This window comes from Micromonospora sp. NBC_00821 (genome assembly GCF_036347035.1).
Classification (GTDB): Bacteria; Actinomycetota; Actinomycetes; order Mycobacteriales; family Micromonosporaceae; genus Micromonospora; species Micromonospora hortensis.
On sequence record NZ_CP108880.1, the window covers coordinates 2,603,800 to 2,619,780 of the forward strand.

Consider the following 15,981-nt stretch of genomic DNA (forward strand, 5'->3'; position numbering starts at 1 on the left):
GATCACGTCAGGACCTTGTCGGCGGTGGACCGTCCGCGGCGCACGCCGTAGCCGCTCTGGCCGGGCGTCCAGGCCGGTCGGGTCCGCACGGAGTGCTTCGGTCCGGCGGGACGCCTGTCGGTCGCGGGCTCCGGCTCGGCCTGCGAGCGGGCTGTGGCAACGGCCAGGAGGAGCACGAACGGGATGAGCACCGGCAGGGTGAGCAGCGGCTCCCCGAAGAGGCTGCATCCCCCGATCGCGGCCATGCCGAGCACTGCCGCCTCCGCGGTCTGGTCGCCGGCGAGCAGGCGTCGGCGGGCCTGGCGGATCACGATGAACAGGAGGCCGCCCACCAGGAGGACGCCGACCAACCCGGTCTGGGCCAGCACCGTGAGGTAGGTGTTGTGGGCGTGGTTGAGGCTGTCGAGCTGGACGTCGACAGCGGCCACCGTGACCTCGGGCTGGAAGTACTCGGGCAGGTGGGCCCGGAAGTTCTGGAAGCCCACGCCGGCGAGAGGGTGGTCGGCGGCCATCCGCAGGGCACTGAGCCACAGGTCGAGACGTACGCTGCTGGAGCTGTCCAGTCGGCCGTCCACAGTGGTGTACGCGATCCGCTCGGCCACCTGATCCGGCACCAGTTGAACCCCGGTCAGGCCGATGGTGAGGACGGCGACCATGCCGGTGAGGGCCAGGGCCACCGTGCGTCGTCGCTGGATCACGAAGCAGAGCAGGAGCAGCGCTCCGCCGATGTACGTCGAACGGCTGTATGACAGCACCACGCTGACGACAACGGCGGCGATCCCCGCGACCGTCAACACGCGGGCCGTGCCCGACACGCCCGGTCGCAGCCTGGCCAGCAACACCGCCAGCGCCAGCAGCAACATTGGCCCCCACGCGTTGTGGTTCAGGCTGCTCAGGGATTCGGCGAGGGCCGGGTTCTCCTCGGCAAGCACCGGTGTACCGATCAGGGCGAGTGCGGCATGGAACAGGCCGACGCCGGTCGCCGCGACCGCGAACACGAGCAGGACGGACCGTGAGCGGGCTCGGGCGGTGTCGATCAGCGGTATGCAGGCCAGGGGTATCGCGATCGCGGCGACCGACCGGAAGGCCTGGTTGGGTTGGCCACCGACCGTCACGCCGAGAGCGAGGACGCAGGTCAGGCCAGCCACGATGAGGACGGCGGGGGTGCTGCGGCGGGTCGTACGGCCGCGGAGCAACGTGCCGAGCAGGGTGCAGAGGATCAGCGCCAGCAACGGTGTGGTGCTGCTTGCCGCCGGGGCGATGGGCAGTTGCGACGCGGGCACCGCCAGCGCGATGCAGTAGAGGCCGAAGCCGGGCAGGGTGATGACGAGCACCACCACGGCGAGAGCGGCCAGCCGAAGCAGGAGCGACGTGTCCTGCACCGCCACCACACCGGCCGTCACGCCGGCGACGAGCACGCCGGCTGCTCTTCCCCACGCCGGCAGCAGGGAGTCGCGGTCCCGTGTCGTTGGCCTCGAGTGCCGGCCGCCGCGTTCAGTCGTCATTGTGGTCGGACCGTTTCTCCGGCCCTGGACAGGCCGGTGATCGAGGAAGGCCCAGCCGACGACCAGGCCGTAGAGGACGTATCCGGCCGACACGGCGAGGCCCGCGCCGAGCGTGCCGAAGCGTGGGATCAGGACGACCATGGCGAGCAGCCCGCCGATGGCGGCGCTCACGGCAGCCAGGGTCGGCGGCCCCGGACGGTCGACGGCCGTCAGGTAGCTCTGCGCGGTGCGGGCTACCGCGAGCACGACGAGGCCGGGCAGCATCGCCCAGAGCACCGGTACGGCCTCGGCGAACTGCGGGCCGAAGAGCAGCGGGAAGGCCAGCGGCGCGACAGCTGCCAGCAGTCCCGCCCCGACGGCGGTGATGAGCAGTGTCTGCACCGACATCCGACGGACCGTGTGCCAGTCGGCACCGCCGTGTGCGAGCGCCGGCACCAGGATGAGGCTGAGCGCCACCGGGAGCACCAGGAGCATCTCGGCGAACGGCACCGCCACCGAGTAGACGCCGACGGCGCCCGCACCGGCCACCAGGTGGATGGCGGGAACCTGGCTGCGCACCATCGCGAACTGGGCCAGGTTGGGTGCGTACACCCGGCGGGCGAACGCCCGGTAGGCGGCCGAGTCCTGGGGTGTGCCGGGGTCGCGGCTCAACGGCAGAGCGCGGACGAGCAGCACCGTCGCGGCGCACACCTGGCCCACGAGGTACGCGCCGATGACGGTGTCGGTGTCCGCGCGGTCGGTCACCGTCAGGGCGACGAGCAGCAGGCCGTAGACGAGCAGTCCTCCGATGACTGTCCAGTTGTAGACCGAGGCGCGACTGCGGCCGATCTCGGCCGTGCCGAGCAGCGAGGAGAGCAGCACCACGGGGCCGAGGCTGAGCGCGAGGGCGAAGGTGACCGGGTCGAGCCCGACCCGAACGGTTGGCCCGACCACCAGCGCCAGCGCCCCCCAGGCGGCTGCCACGCCGACTCCCACCGTTGCGACGTGGCGCAGACTCCACCACACGGTTCGCCGATGGGCGGCGACCGAAGCCCCCGCGTAGCGGAGGTTGGCCGTCTCCATTCCCACTGTGAGGAGCGCTCCGAAGATCGCCGCGCAGGCGAGCACGACCGCCACCACGCCCCGGTCGTGCGGGCCGAGGACCCGGGCCGCCAACACGCCGGTCGCCAGGCTGATGGCCAGGAGCACGACCCTGGTCCCGACGGACCCGGCGGCGGCGGCCGACACACTCTGCTCCGAGACCCGCGCCGAAGCGCCCGGATCGGTGGTGGGTCGGCCGCTGTCGGCGAGGTCCCGGCCGCTGGTCACCGCCGGCCCGGCGTCCGCACCGGGGCTGGCGCCCGGACCGAGGGGCGGCGTCGCGGCCGTCACCGGGCCGCCTCGGGCAAACGTCCGGCCTGCGGCAGTGGACGACGGTCGAGCGCCGCCCGGTAGATCGCCTCGACGTCGGCGACCGTCCGTTCGATGTCGAACAGGTCCAGACAGCGGCTGCGCCCGAGCCGAGCCATGGCAGCCCGCCGCTGAGGGTCCTCCAACAGGTCGGCGACGGCGTCGGCCAGCGCGTCCGGGTCCGCCGGAGGCACCAACAGGCCGCTCTCGCCATGTTGCACGGTGTCGGGCAACCCGCCGACGTCGCTGGCCACCACGCCCCGCTCCATCAGCAGCGCCTCGATGGTGGCGTACGACGCGGACTCCTCGAGCGACGGTGTGACCGCCACGTCGAGACCGGCCAGAACGGTCTGCACGTCACTCCGGCGACCGGTGAAGTGCACGCGCTCGGCCACTCCCAGCCGGACGGCGCGTTCCTCCAGCTCACGCCGGTAGCCCACGTCACCGGTGAACTCGTCGCCGACGACGAAGAGGTGGGCGGCCGGCACCCGGTCCAGCAGGCGCGGGGCCGCGTCGAGGAAGACCTCGTGGCCCTTGAAACCAATGTCCTGGAACGCCTGGAGTCGGCTGCGGTACATGTGCGCGAGCATTCCGACGGTGGGGGTGCCGGCGGCCAGCCCGAACTCCGCCCGGAAGGACTCCCCACTCGCTGTCGGGTCGAGCCGGTGCACGTCGCACCCGTAGTGACTGACCGTCACCGCCCGCGCACCCAAGCGTCGGTACTGTTCGGCGAACGCGTGGCACGACCCGATCAGGACGTCCACCCGGCGCACTGTCGCGCGGTCGATGCGGTTGAACATCGGGCTGCGCAGGTGGACGACGCCAGCGATCTGGTTGACCAGCAGCGGTCGGCGGGCGGCCAGACTGGCCAACCGGCAGAAGATGTTCGCCTTCACCAGATGGCCGTGCACCACATCGGGGTCGAAGCGCCGGACCAGGCGGACGAGACGCAGTTGTGCCGCCGCGACCCGGGGGAGCTGCCCCGGGCGCCAACCTGACATCGACACGATCTCGGTGCGGACCCCGGCCGTCCGGAGGCGGTCGGTGAGCGGACCTTCGCCCGGTACGACAGCGCAGACGTCGTGCCCCAGCCGCGCCAACCCGGTCACCTGGTCGTAGAACCAGTCACCGCCGACGGCTGTGCTCGTCACCTGGAGAACGCGCAGTGGCCTGTTGCTGGCACCGCGGCGGTTTGTGCTCACGTCCTGCTCCTCGTGCCGGACCACAGGGGCGCGCGGCGTCGGTGTCGATCCCGTCTGGTCTCGGTCAGTGCTGGTCAGCGCGCTGGTACGCCCTTGACCACGGCATCGGCGGGAACGTCTCTGGTCACGCAGGCGCCCGCGCCGACGGTGGCGTCGCGACCGATCCGCAGCCCCTGGAGCACCGCGGCGGTGGTGCCGATCAGCACTGCCTCGCCGAGGTGGCAGTCGCCCGATACGGCAGCGAGTGGATTCACCGAGACGAAGTCGGCGAGAGCGCTGTCGTGGCCGACCGTCGCGTTCTGGTTGAGATGCACGTGCCGGCCGATGGCCACGTTGGTGGTGACCCGGGCCCCGGCGAACGCCACGAACCCGCTGCCGTGTTCCGTGTCCGGCCCGACCGTCGCGGCCGGGTGGATGAGGCTGGTCGCCGGCGTGCCGTAGGCGTCGACGCGCTGGGCCACTGCCCGTCGGGTCCGAGGGTCCCCGATGCCGATGACGTGATGGGTGTCGGCAGGGGCGTCGCGCAGCCACGGCAGCCCGCCGAGGTACGCGACGTCCAGTTTCTGCACCCGTTTGAGGTTCTCCTCGCTGGGTCGGTCGTCGACGAAGCCGACCAGGTGCCATCGCGGCCGGCCCGCGGCGGCGTTCATCGCTCGGGCGATGCTCAGCGCCTCGCGTCCGTGGCCACCGCAGCCGACGATCACCAGTGGAGTCGTCATGCCGCCCGCACCCCGCTGTGGCTGGTCAGGAACTCGTCGATCGCCTCGAAGACGCGCCCGACCTGGTGCTCGGTCAGGGCGCTGCCACTGGGCAGGGCGAGCCCGTGGGTGAAGAGTCGGTCGGAGGCCCCGGTGAGCAGACTCTCGGCGTCGGCGAAGACGGGCTGGCGATGCATCGGATTCCAGACGGGCCGCGTCTCGATGCTCCGCCCCGCGAGGTGGGCTGCCAGGTCGGCGGCCCGCCAGCCGCAGTGCTCCTCGTCCACTGTGATGACGGTGAGCCAGCAGTTCGAGTCGGTGTCCTCGACGCCGACCAACTCGACACCGGGCACCGGTGCGAACACCTTGGCGTACTGGTCACGTAGCTGACGGCGGCGGGCGATCATCCCGTCCAGCCGGACCAACTGGGCCCGGCCGAGCGCGGCCAGGAGGTTGCTCAGCCGGTAGTTGTAGCCGGTCTCGCGGTGCTCGTAGTGCGGCGTCGGTTCCCGCGCCTGCGTGGCGAGGTGGCGGGCCTTGGCGAGCAGTGCCGCGTCGTCGGAGACGAGCATCCCACCGCCGGAGGTGGTCATGATCTTGTTGCCGTTGAAGGAAAGCGCCGCGACCTGCCCGAAGGACCCGGCCGGGCGGCCTCGATGGTGCGAGCCGAGCGCCTCGGCAGCGTCCTCGACCAGCGGGATACCGGCCTCGGCGCAGAGCGGGACGAGTCGGGTGTAGTCGACGCAGCTGCCGAACATGTCGACCGGCACGACAGCGCCGACCCGCTCGCCGCGGGACCGCAGCCGTCGCACCAGGTCGTCGACGAGACCCACGTCGACGTTGCCGGTGCGGGGGTCACAGTCGACGAAGACCGGCCGGGCCCCGGTGTAGCGGACCGCGTTGGCGGTGGCGATGAAGGTCAGCGTGGGCACGATGACCACGTCGCCTGGTCCGACGCCGACGCCGAGCAGCGCCAGGTGCAGGGCGGCCGTCCCGGAGTTGACGGCGACGGCCCCGCCGGTGCCCACCCGCTCGGCGACATCATGTTCGAACGCCTGGAGATCGGGGCCGACCGGGGCAACCCACCCCGAGCGGAGGGCGGCGACCAGGTACGACTCCTCCAGCGGCCCGACGTCCGGCGGGGACAGGTAGACGGTTTCACTCATCGGGCGCCGCCCGAGCCTGTGGTCGCGGTGTTCGAGTCGCTGCGTGGGGGCGGCGACCAGTGCGACGTACCCATGAACTCGGGAGCCGTGACGAACCCCGCCGCGGAGATCCCCTCGCGACGCAGCACGGTCCGCACTGTCGCGGCGAGAATCGACAGATCGGTTCTCATGTTGTGGCTGTCCACGTACCGCACGTCGAAGTCCAGCTTCTCGTCCCAGCTGAGGCTGTTGCGTCCTCGCACCTGGGCCAACCCGGTGATGCCGGGCCGCACCTCGTGTCGTCGGGCCTGGTGGGGCGAGTAGCGACCGAGGTACTCGGGCAGCAGTGGCCGTGGGCCGACCAGGCTCATGTCGCCACGCAGCACGTTCCAGAGCGTGGGCAGTTCGTCCAGGCTGCTGGCGCGCAGCCAGCGTCCGAGCGGGGTGAGTCGGTCCCGGTCGCCGAGCAGACCGAGGCTCAGGTTGGGTGGCCGCATGGTGCGGAACTTGACCATCTCGAAGGGCTGGCCGTGCAGTCCGGCGCGGCACTGGCGGAACAGCACCGGGCGACCGAGGCCCACCGCGACCAGCACCGTCACCACGATCAACGCCGGTGACGCCAGGATGAGAAGGACCGCCGCCACGACGACGTCGATGATTCGCTTACCCCGCTCCGGGCTGGTCCGGGGCAGCGACAGGTCGGCGTCGACGAGACCAGGCACCGGCACGTTGTGACCTCCCACGCGATATTTCAAAAAGGTATGTATTCGTCATACCAGGACAGACCGTGCGCCGATGCTGAATAGCGACGGTCGGTCCGCATTCCCCCGATCAACCCCGAAACCCCGTAGTCGGACACGGCCAGATCCGCGGCCTTGTGCAGCTCTTGCGGCCAATAGACCGAGCGGTAGAGTCGCGGCGGCCGGTCGGGCGAGGGAAGAACTGGCCGGTCGGGCGAGGGGGAATGACGTGTTGCACCTGAGGGTGATCGCCCCGGTGGACCGGTCGGCGGAGGTCGTCGACCTGCTCACCGCGGAGGCCGGGGTGACCCATCTGGCCGTGCTGCCCGGTGCTGCCCGGCAGCCATCGGGCGACCTGATCCTCTGTGACGTGGTGCGGGAGAGCGCCGACCGCGTACTGCGGCAGTTGCAGCGGATCGGCGTGGACACCAGCGGCGGCATCGCCGCCGAGGACGTCGAGTTGACCATCTCCGCGTCGGCCGACCGGGCGGCGGACAGGGCACCGGGCAGCGGCGCGGACGCGGTGGTCTGGGACGAGATCGCCGCGAAGACCGGCGAGCAGACCGAACTGTCCGGCACCTACCTCGTGCTGATCGTGGTGGCCACCATGATCGCCGGCATCGGTGTGCTGCTGGACCAGCCGATCCTCATCGTCGGGGCGATGGTGGTCGGCCCGGAGTTCGGCCCACTCGCCGCGCTGTGCGTGGCGCTGCTGCGCCGCGAACTCGGGGTGGTCGGCCGCTCGGTGCAGGCTCTCGCGGTCGGCTTCCTGACGGCCATGGTGGCGACCGTGCTGAGCACCTGGGCGCTGACGGCCGTCGGCCTGGTCAGTCGGGAGATGCTGCTCGCCGAACGCCCGCTCACCGACTTCATCTGGCGGCCGGACGCGCTGTCCTGGGTGGTCGGGTTACTCGCCGGTGTCGCCGGCATGCTCTCGCTGACGTCGAAGAAGTCCGGCAGCCTGGTCGGCGTGCTGATCTCGGTCACCACGGTTCCGGCGGCGGCGAACGTGGCGGTAGCGGCCGCCTACGGAGTGTGGGACGAAGCGGGCGGCTCGGCGCTGCAACTGGTGATCAACCTGTCCGCGATCGTCCTTGCCGGCCTGCTCACCCTCGTGGTGCAGCAGGCGTGGTGGTGGAGCCTGGCCCGGCGGGCCCGTCGCCCAGCAGCCGGGTGAGCAGCGTCCGCAGCGGGATCGACTCACCGTCGCGGCCTCCCGCTCCGACGACCAACGGCGCCGGACTGGGCTGCGGATCGACGCCGAACAGCCGAGCCCGCAGACCGCCCGGCACGGTCAGCAGATGGAACCGGCCAGCGACGTCCACCGCCCGGGTCTCGGCCCGGTCGACGTACCAGCCGGTCAACCCGGTCCGGTAGCGCCCACGCCCGTCGTACCCCCGGGCGACCAGCCGGGTGGTGCGCAGCCCCCGCCGGGTCGCCTCGGCCACGAACCAGGCCACCAGCTCCGCCGCCTCCGCGTGCTCGGCGGCCCGCCGCCGCGCGTCCGCGTCGGCGTGCGCCCGCACCGCCTGCCGCTGCCGATCCCGCCACTCCCCGGCGTCTCGCTCACCCACGACGCCGACGGTACGCGAGCCGACTCAGTCGAGCACGGCCCGCAGCGTGTGCCGGGCGATGCCGGCCATCACCGGGTTGGTCTCGACGTAGTAGTGCAGGGCGTTGATCGCCTGCTCCAGGGCCCAGCCGCGCCCCCGCTCCCACGTCGCGTCGTCCACGCCCAGCGCCCGCCGGTACGTCTCGCGGGAACCCGCGTCGAGCAGGTTCCACGCCGGCATCAGGTCCACCGCGGGGTCGCCCACGCCGACCGCGCCCAGATCGATGACGGCGGCCAGCCGGCCGTCACGGACCAGCAGGTTGCCCGGCATCAGGTCGCCGTGGATCCACACGTCGGCGAGGTCGTCGCGGCGTGCGTCCCGGCACCGCTCCCACACCTCGCTGAGCGCGGTCGTGTTGGTGAGCGCGCCACTGAGCGCGAGCGCGGCCCGCACGCTGTCGTCCTCGGCGGCCAGCCGCCCGCCGCGCCCGTCCCCGGACCAGACCCGCCCGCCGGTGTCGATGCCGCGCAGGGCGGTCACCACGCCGGCCAGGTCCCGCGCGAAGACGTCGAGGTTGGCGATCCGGTCGGGCTGGGCCGTCTCGCCCGGAATGAACTGGTACGCCGTCCACGGCCCGGGGTAGCCGTCGCCCGGCTCGCCGAGGCCGAGCGGCTCGGGCACCGCGACCGGCAGGTTCCCGCCGAGCAGCACGGCGTGCGCCTGCTCGCGCCGCAGCTCGGCGCGCAGCTCGGGATCGGTCGAGGGGAGCAGCGGAAACCGCAGCACGATGTCCCGGCCGAGCCGGAACAGGGCGTTCACCGTGCCGGTCGAGGGGAGCGGCCGGACCGGCAGGCCCCGCCACAGCGGAAACTGCTCGGCCACCAGCGCGGAAACCACGTCCACGCTCACGTCCACCTGATCGGCGTGCATCCTCACCGCGAGATCATCACCCCGAACCTCGCGGCCAAGCGAGCGGTTTTCCCACCGCCCCCACCGCCCACGCGGGCCACCGCCCGCGGTTGGCCCGGTCGGGCTGGGTCAGGGGGTGCGGCACCCGCGCCGATCTTGCACTTTCGGTCGTCGAAATAGGCGGAATGCCAACTTATGTCGGGACAGTAAATGCAAGATCGACGGGGAAGGGCGGATCGGCTTCGTCGATCATGGAGTTGTGGTGCCTGGGCTTGGTCTTATTCGGGCGATTTGTCGCCCGACCACAACTCCATGATCGACGGGACGGGACGGGGTTTACGTGCCGAACGGGGTCAGGCCAGTCCGGCGCGGCGCAGGGCTTCGGCCATCGCGTCATTGGCTGGCGCCGGCGCGCCCTGCCGCTGCTGCCCGCCGCGACCTCCCTGCTGCCCGCCGCCACGACCGCCCTGCTGGCCTCCGCGACCGCCCTGGCCGCCACCGCGACCGTCCTGCTGTCCGGTGCCGCGACCACCCTGCGGGCCAGCGGATGCGCCCTGCCCACCGCGACCACCCTGCGGCGCACGCTGCGCCGGGCCGCCACGTCCCTCCTGGTCGGTCCGGCTACCACCACCGCCGGCCGCGGGCTCGTCGTCCAGGCGCAGGGTCAGCGAGATCCGCTTGCGGGGTACGTCCACGTCGAGCACCCGGACCTTGACCACGTCGCCGGACTTCACCACCTCGCGAGGGTCCTTCACGAAGGTCCGGGACATCGCCGAGACGTGCACCAGACCGTCCTGGTGCACCCCGACGTCGACGAACGCGCCGAACGCGGCGACGTTGGTGACCACGCCCTCCAGCACCATCCCCGTCGTCAGGTCGCTGATCTTCTCCACCCCCTCGACGAAGGTGGCGGTGCGGAACTCCGGGCGGGGGTCCCGGCCCGGCTTCTCCAACTCGGCGAGGATGTCGGTGACGGTGGGGAGGCCGAACCGGTCGTCGACGAAGTCGGTGGCCCGCAGCCCGCGCAGAATGCCGCTCTTGCCGATCACCGAGCGCAGGTCCTGCCCGGTGGTGGAGAGGATGCGGCGCACCACCGGGTACGCCTCGGGGTGCACGCTGGAGGAGTCCAGTGGGTCGTCGCCACCGGGGATGCGCAGGAAGCCGGCGCACTGCTCGAACGCCTTCGGCCCGAGCCGGGCCACCTTCTTCAGCTCGGTACGCGTACGGAACGGCCCGTTGGCGTCCCGGTGCAGCACGATGTTCTCGGCCAGGCCGGCGCCGATCCCGGAGACCCGGGTCAGCAGCGGCGCGGAGGCGGTGTTGACGTCCACTCCGACCGCGTTCACGCAGTCTTCCACTACCGCGTCCAGGGAACGGGACAGCTTCACCTCGGACAGGTCGTGCTGGTACTGGCCGACGCCGATCGAGCGCGGGTCGATCTTGACCAGCTCCGCGAGGGGGTCCTGGAGGCGGCGGGCGATGGAGACCGCGCCGCGCAGCGACACGTCCATCCCGGGCAACTCCTGCGAGGCGTACGCGGAGGCGGAGTAGACCGACGCGCCGGCCTCGGAGACCATCACCTTGGTCAGGTTGAGCTGCGGATGCCGAGCGATCAGCTCACCGGCGAGCTTGTCGGTCTCACGGGAGGCCGTGCCGTTACCGATCGCGATCAGCTCCACCCCGTGCGCCCCGGCCAGCCGGGCGAGGGTCTCCACCGACGCGTCCCACTGCCGGCGCGGCTCGTGCGGATAGATCGTGTCGGTGGCGAGCACCTTGCCGGTGGCGTCCACCACTGCCACCTTCACGCCGGTCCGCAGGCCCGGGTCCAGGCCCATCGTGGGTCGGGTGCCGGCCGGCGCGGCGAGCAGCAGGTCCCGCAGGTTGGTGGCGAAGACCCGGACGGCCTCCTCCTCGGCCGCCTGCCACAGCCGCATCCGCAGGTCCGCGCCGAGGTGGATGAGGATCCGGGTACGCCACGCCCAGCGGACCGTGTCGGTCAGCCAACGATCGGCCGGGCGGCCCGCGTCGGACACCCCGAACCGGCCGGCGATGGCCGCTTCGTACCGGGTCGGGCCGGTCGGTACGGCGTCCGCCTCGCCCGCCTCCTCCGACTCCATGGTCAGGTCGAGCACGCCTTCCTTTTCGCCCCGGAACATCGCCAGGATCCGGTGCGAGGGCAGCTTCGGGTACGGCTCGGAGAACTCGAAGTAGTCGGCGAACTTCGCGCCGGCCGTCTCCTGACCCTCGCGTACCCGGGATACCAGCCGGCCCCGCGACCACATCTGCTCGCGCAGCGTGCCGATCAGGTCGGCGTCCTCCGCGAAGGTCTCGATGAGGATGGCCCGAGCGCCCTCCAGTGCGGCGGCGGCGTCGGCGACGCCCTTGTCCTCATCGACGAAGCCGGCGGCGGTGGCCCGCGGGTCCTGACTCGGGTCGGCCAGCAGCGTCTCGGCCAACGGCGCCAACCCGGCCTCGCGGGCGATCTGCGCACGGGTCCGCCGCTTCGGTTTGTACGGGAGGTAGATGTCCTCCAGCCGGGACTTCGAGTCGGCGGCCATGATCTGCGCTTCCAGGGCCTCGTCCAGCTTGCCCTGGCCGCGGATCGACTCCAGCACCGCGGCCCGCCGCTCGTCCAGCTCGCGCAGGTAGCGCAGCCGCTCCTCCAGGGTGCGCAGCTGGGTGTCGTCGAGCAGGCCGGTGGCCTCCTTGCGGTAGCGGGCGATGAACGGCACTGTGGCGCCGCCGTCGAGCAGCTCCACGGCCGCCCGCACCTGACGCTCGGCCACGCCGAGCTCGTCGGCGATCCGCTGATGAACAGACTGGGTCACGATCTCGATCCGCCTTCGGGAGTGGGTACTCCTGCATTCTGCCGGGCGCGCCCGGGTGCTGTCGCCGCGCCCGGCCGGGGCGGGGGAGCGAACCGTGGCGCCCGGCCGGGGTGACCGGCGGCGGTCCCGTCGGGCCTGCGCTAGCGTGGCGATCATGGAATCTGCTGCGGAGCCGCGCGCCCGGCGGCTCTTCGGCGGCAGCGCCCGGGCCCTCGGCGACCTCACGGCCAACCCGTTTCGTGCCGACCGGGACCGGATCGTCGGCTCGCCGTTCTTCGCCCGCCTCGGTGGTGTCACCCAGGTGATCAGCCCGGTCGGTTCGGGGCTGCTGGTGCACAACCGGCTCACCCACAGCCTCAAGGTCGCCCAGGTGGCCCGGGCGGTCGCCGAGCGGTTGAGCGCCGACGAACGGTGGCGTGACCTGCTGGACAAGCTCGGCGGCTGCGACCCCGACGTGGTGGAGGCGGCGGCGCTCGCCCACGACCTCGGCCACCCACCGTTCGGGCACCTGGGCGAGCGGGTGCTGGACCGGCTGGCCCGACAGCGTCTCGGCCTCTCCGACGGGTTCGAGGGCAACGCGCAGTCGTACCGCATCGTCACCAGCACCGAGATCCGCGGCGCGGCCACCACCGGGTTGGACCTGACCGCGGCGGTCCGCGCGGCCATGCTGAAGTACCCGTGGACCCGGCTGGATCACCCCGATCCGCACCCTCGCGCCATGGACCCGCCGCCGCGCGGCGCCACCCCGCCGCCGGACGACCCCGAGAGCGGCTCCTCGAAGTTCGGCGCGTACCGGACCGAGCTGGACGACCTGCGGCAGGCCCGAGCCCCGTTCGCCGGTCGCATCCCGGACTGGCAGCAGACGGTGGAGGCGTCCGTGATGGACACCGCCGACGACATCGCGTACGCCATCCACGACGTGGAGGACTTCTACCGGGTCGGGGTGCTCCAGCAGGGCTCGGTCTCCGCTGAGTTGATGGCCTGGCAGCGCGAGAGCGGGCAACTGCGGGCGATCACCGACGCGGCGTTGGCCACGGCTGCCCGGCGACCGGGGGCGGCGATCGAGCGGCTACGCCGGCAACTGCACCGCAAGGACGCCTGGATCGCCGACGACGACGCGTTCGCCGCCGCCGTCGAGCACGTCCGCGAGGAATTGGTGGACGGGCTGCTCGCGATGCCGTTCGACGGCTCGATCGAGGCCGAGCAGTACGTGGCCCGGTTCTCTGCCCGCTGGTCCACCCGCTTCGTCGAGGCGATAACGGTCACCGAACAGCCGTCGGTGCGCTCCGGGCACGTGCTGCTGGGCTGCGCCCAGTGGCACGAGGTGCAGGTGCTCAAGTTCGTCCACCACCGGTTCGTGCTGGCCCGCCCGGACCTCGCCCTGCACCAGCGCGGCCAGGCCCGACTGCTGGGCACCCTGGTCGAGGCGCTCTGGGAGTGGCTGCTGGACCCGGAGGAGGAGTCCCGCCTCCCCCGGCGGTTGCACGATCTGGTCGAGTTGGCCGAGGCAGAGCTGCACCCGCGTACCTCGGACCGGATCGGTCGTGCCCGGGGCCGAGCCATCGTGGACTTCGTCGCGCAGCTCACCGACGGTCAGGCGGTGGCCATGCTGGACGCGCTCTCCGGCCGGTCCGGCGCGCTCTGGACCGACGCGTTCGTGCTCTGACCCGAGGCCAGGCGACGGCCCGAGGTCAGGCGACGCGTGCTCGGCCTGACTCAGGCGACGGCCTGCCACCAACCGTCGACGGCGGGCGGCTCGTCGACCACCACCCGTTCGCCCGGCCGGGGCACGGCGAGCCGCACGTCGCGGGCCTTCGCCTCGGCCCACAGCCGGTCGACGGGCTCGGACCAGTCGTGCAGGGCCAGGTTGAACGTCGCCCAGTGCACCGGCACGAACAGCCCGCCGCGCAGGTCGAGGTGGGCGTCGACCGCCTCCTCCGGGAACATGTGGATCGTCGGCCAGGCCCTGTCGTACGCGCCGATCTGCATCAGCGTCACGTCGAACGGCCCGTGCTCGGCGCCGATCTCGGCGTACCCGTCGAAGTAGCCGGAGTCGCCGGTGTAGAAGACCTTGCGACGCGCCCCGGCCACGACCCACGAACTCCAGAGCGTGCCGTCGCGGCGTAGTCCTCGGCCGGAGAAGTGCTGGGCGGCGGTGGCGGTGATCTCCAGGCCGGCCACCCGGTGCGACTCGGACCAGTCCAGCTCGATGATCCGTTCGGTGGGTACGCCCCAGCGGTCCAGGTGCGCGCCCACGCCGAGTGGCACCAGGAACGGCGCGGACTGCCCGGCGAGCAGGGCCCGCACGGTGGCCATGTCGAGGTGGTCGTAGTGGTCGTGCGAGATCAGGATGGCGTCCAGCGGGGGCAGTTCGTCGATGCCCACCGGTGGCTCGTGCAGCCGGCGTGGGCCGACGAGACCCGAGGGGGAGCACCGCTCGCTCCAGACCGGGTCGAGCAGCACCCGCCGGCCCTCGATCTCGATCAGGGTCGAGGCGTGGCCGTACCAGACGATGTTGAGCTCGTCGGCGCTGTCGGCGGCCTCCGGTCCGCCGGCGCTGGGGCGCAGCAGCGGGACGGCTGTGGTGGGACGCCGCTTCTGCTTGCCGAAGATCAGCTCGCGGACCAGGTTGCGCCCCGGTTCGGCGATCATCGTGCGGGTGCCGGCCCGGTTGTGGAAGGTCCCCTCGCGGAACTGCGGCGAGCGGGCCGCCCGCTCGGCCCGCGCCCCGCTGAGCCGGCCACCCAGCGCCGCCGGCACATCCCGGGCGACCCAGGCCAGGCCGGCCAGCGCGGCCAGGCCAGCGGCGCCCCGCATCCGCCGCCCGAGCGACCGTTCGACGTCCGTGTTCTGCGCTCGTGCCATTGCCGTCCCTCCGACGTGTCCGCCCTACACGGTAGTCACCCGGACCGACCCGTGCCTCGGTGGTCGCCACGCCGGGTCGGTCGCCGGCAGCGGCGACCGACCCGGGACGCGCTCAGCGGGTGCCCTAGCCGCCGTTGCTGGGGCGTCGGGCGGTGATCCGGAACGTCTTGCCCACGCCCGCGATCCGGTCCACGGCGGCCAGGAACTTCGGGCCCATGGCGGCCCGGGCCTGCACCGCCGGGTGGGTCGCGCCGAAGTCCTCCGGGTTGGCCTGCCCGTCGGCGAAGAGGGCGTAGGTGAGCACCGCCGCGCCGGAGCGGTCGAAGATCACGCCGGCCTCGTGCCGGGCGTCGGCGTACCAACCGGCCTTGGTGGCGATCCGGGCCCGCTCGTCGGAGGACATGGTGCGCCGGATGCCGTCGGTGAATGCCACCGGGGAGCGCAGGATGCCCAACAGGTACGTCGTCGAGGCGGGGGAGAGCAGCGTGCCAGCGACCAGGGCGCGCAGCAGGTCGTGCGTCTCCCGGGGGGTGCTGGTGCCGAGGAAGAACCGGTTCGGGTTGGCCACCGGCTGCACCTGGGTGTTCGGGAAGCCCTTGGCGACCAGGATGGAGTTGATCTCGGCGGCCGGGGCGACCAGCCCGCACAGCCGCACCGCCGTGTCGTCCGAGACGGTCAGCAGGTTGGCCAGCACGTGCCCGATGGTCACCAGGCTCGGGTACGCGCCGTCCAGGCTGAAGATGCCGTCACCGCCCGGTACGACGATCGCCGCGCTCACCTCGACCTGCTGGTCCAGGGTGAGCAGCCCCCGGTCGACCTTGTCGAGCACCGCCGTGGCGACGGCGATCTTGTTGACGCTGTACGCCTCGATCCGCCGGTCCGCGTCAGCCTCGACCGCGACCACCGGCGCACCGGCCGGGTCGGCGACGCTGACGTACGCCTGCCAGTTTCCGCCGGCCGCGACGCTGTGCTTGGTGAAGACGGAGGCGACCCGAAGGGCGGCCCGAGCAGGGGTGGTCGGCGACGCCTCGGTGGTCTCGGCGGCGCTCGCCGGGGCAGCGGCGCCCAGCACCGTGCCGGCGGTGGCCACCGTGCCCAGTCCGAGTGCCGTTCTGCGGTTCAGTCGCATGGTCAATCGTCTCCCCGA

General features: G+C 72.3%; 12 protein-coding genes. 2 read left to right on the forward strand and 10 right to left on the reverse strand.

What is annotated here, in order from left to right:
- Positions 1-2: 2 nt before the first annotated feature.
- The 5 genes from OHB44_RS11805 to OHB44_RS11825 form a co-directional block, all read right to left on the reverse strand.
- Positions 3-2,876, reverse strand: a complete 2,874-nt coding sequence (locus tag OHB44_RS11805; protein ID WP_330440796.1) for an O-antigen ligase family protein — start codon at positions 2,874-2,876, stop codon at positions 3-5.
- Positions 2,873-4,096 (reverse strand): glycosyltransferase family 4 protein, encoded by a 1,224-nt coding sequence (locus OHB44_RS11810; RefSeq protein WP_238686251.1) that lies wholly within the window; start codon positions 4,094-4,096, stop codon positions 2,873-2,875. Before OHB44_RS11810 ends, OHB44_RS11805 begins: the two co-directional genes overlap by 4 nt.
- A gap of 74 nt (positions 4,097-4,170) precedes the next feature.
- On the reverse strand, positions 4,171-4,815 hold the full coding sequence (locus OHB44_RS11815; protein ID WP_238686250.1) for an acetyltransferase: 645 nt from the start codon (positions 4,813-4,815) through the stop codon (positions 4,171-4,173).
- The gene (locus OHB44_RS11820) at positions 4,812-5,960 is read right to left on the reverse strand and encodes a DegT/DnrJ/EryC1/StrS family aminotransferase (RefSeq protein WP_330440797.1); all 1,149 of its coding nucleotides are present in this window, start codon (positions 5,958-5,960) and stop codon (positions 4,812-4,814) included. Before OHB44_RS11820 ends, OHB44_RS11815 begins: the two co-directional genes overlap by 4 nt.
- Positions 5,957-6,667, reverse strand: coding sequence for a sugar transferase (locus tag OHB44_RS11825; RefSeq protein WP_308193733.1), 711 nt, complete (start codon positions 6,665-6,667; stop codon positions 5,957-5,959). Before OHB44_RS11825 ends, OHB44_RS11820 begins: the two co-directional genes overlap by 4 nt.
- A gap of 241 nt (positions 6,668-6,908) precedes the next feature.
- Here OHB44_RS11825 and OHB44_RS11830 point away from each other — a divergent pair, with 241 nt between their 5' ends.
- A complete protein-coding gene (locus tag OHB44_RS11830) occupies positions 6,909-7,856 on the forward strand; it encodes a DUF389 domain-containing protein (RefSeq protein ID WP_330440798.1) in 948 nt (315 codons plus the stop codon).
- On the opposite strand, the gene OHB44_RS11835 is transcribed toward OHB44_RS11830, so the two are convergent.
- The 3 genes from OHB44_RS11835 to OHB44_RS11845 all read right to left on the reverse strand — a co-directional run bounded on the left by OHB44_RS11835 (position 7,786) and on the right by OHB44_RS11845 (position 11,969).
- Entirely contained in the window at positions 7,786-8,253 is a 468-nt protein-coding gene (locus OHB44_RS11835; RefSeq protein ID WP_330440799.1) for a hypothetical protein, read from the reverse strand. The two genes, OHB44_RS11830 and OHB44_RS11835, sit on opposite strands and share 71 nt — an antisense overlap.
- A 24-nt stretch (positions 8,254-8,277) precedes the next feature.
- Positions 8,278-9,162 (reverse strand): aminoglycoside phosphotransferase family protein, encoded by an 885-nt coding sequence (locus tag OHB44_RS11840; protein WP_330441218.1) that lies wholly within the window; start codon positions 9,160-9,162, stop codon positions 8,278-8,280.
- Between the two features lie 332 nt (positions 9,163-9,494).
- Entirely contained in the window at positions 9,495-11,969 is a 2,475-nt protein-coding gene (locus OHB44_RS11845; protein ID WP_330440800.1) for a Tex family protein, read from the reverse strand.
- A gap of 154 nt (positions 11,970-12,123) precedes the next feature.
- Here OHB44_RS11845 and OHB44_RS11850 point away from each other — a divergent pair, with 154 nt between their 5' ends.
- Positions 12,124-13,635, forward strand: coding sequence for a deoxyguanosinetriphosphate triphosphohydrolase family protein (locus tag OHB44_RS11850; protein WP_330440801.1), 1,512 nt, complete (start codon positions 12,124-12,126; stop codon positions 13,633-13,635).
- A 50-nt stretch (positions 13,636-13,685) separates the two neighbouring features.
- Here OHB44_RS11850 and OHB44_RS11855 read toward each other — a convergent pair whose 3' ends face one another.
- On the reverse strand, positions 13,686-14,834 hold the full coding sequence (locus OHB44_RS11855; RefSeq protein ID WP_330440802.1) for an MBL fold metallo-hydrolase: 1,149 nt from the start codon (positions 14,832-14,834) through the stop codon (positions 13,686-13,688).
- 124 nt (positions 14,835-14,958) lie between these two features.
- On the reverse strand, positions 14,959-15,963 hold the full coding sequence (locus OHB44_RS11860; RefSeq protein ID WP_238686243.1) for a serine hydrolase: 1,005 nt from the start codon (positions 15,961-15,963) through the stop codon (positions 14,959-14,961).
- Positions 15,964-15,981 lie beyond the last annotated feature (18 nt).

Bases quoted from the DNA above. Each gene is read 5' to 3' on its own strand.
- OHB44_RS11815 (WP_238686250.1), bottom strand. From the start codon at position 4,815: ATGACGACTCCACTGGTGATCGTCGGCTGCGGTGGCCACGGACGCGAG.
- OHB44_RS11820 (WP_330440797.1), bottom strand. From the start codon at position 5,960: ATGAGTGAAACCGTCTACCTGTCCCCGCCGGACGTCGGGCCGCTGGAG.
- OHB44_RS11840 (WP_330441218.1), bottom strand. From the start codon at position 9,162: ATGCACGCCGATCAGGTGGACGTGAGCGTGGACGTGGTTTCCGCGCTG.
- OHB44_RS11850 (WP_330440801.1), top strand. From the start codon at position 12,124: ATGGAATCTGCTGCGGAGCCGCGCGCCCGGCGGCTCTTCGGCGGCAGC.
- OHB44_RS11855 (WP_330440802.1), bottom strand. From the start codon at position 14,834: ATGGCACGAGCGCAGAACACGGACGTCGAACGGTCGCTCGGGCGGCGG.
- OHB44_RS11860 (WP_238686243.1), bottom strand. From the start codon at position 15,963: ATGCGACTGAACCGCAGAACGGCACTCGGACTGGGCACGGTGGCCACC.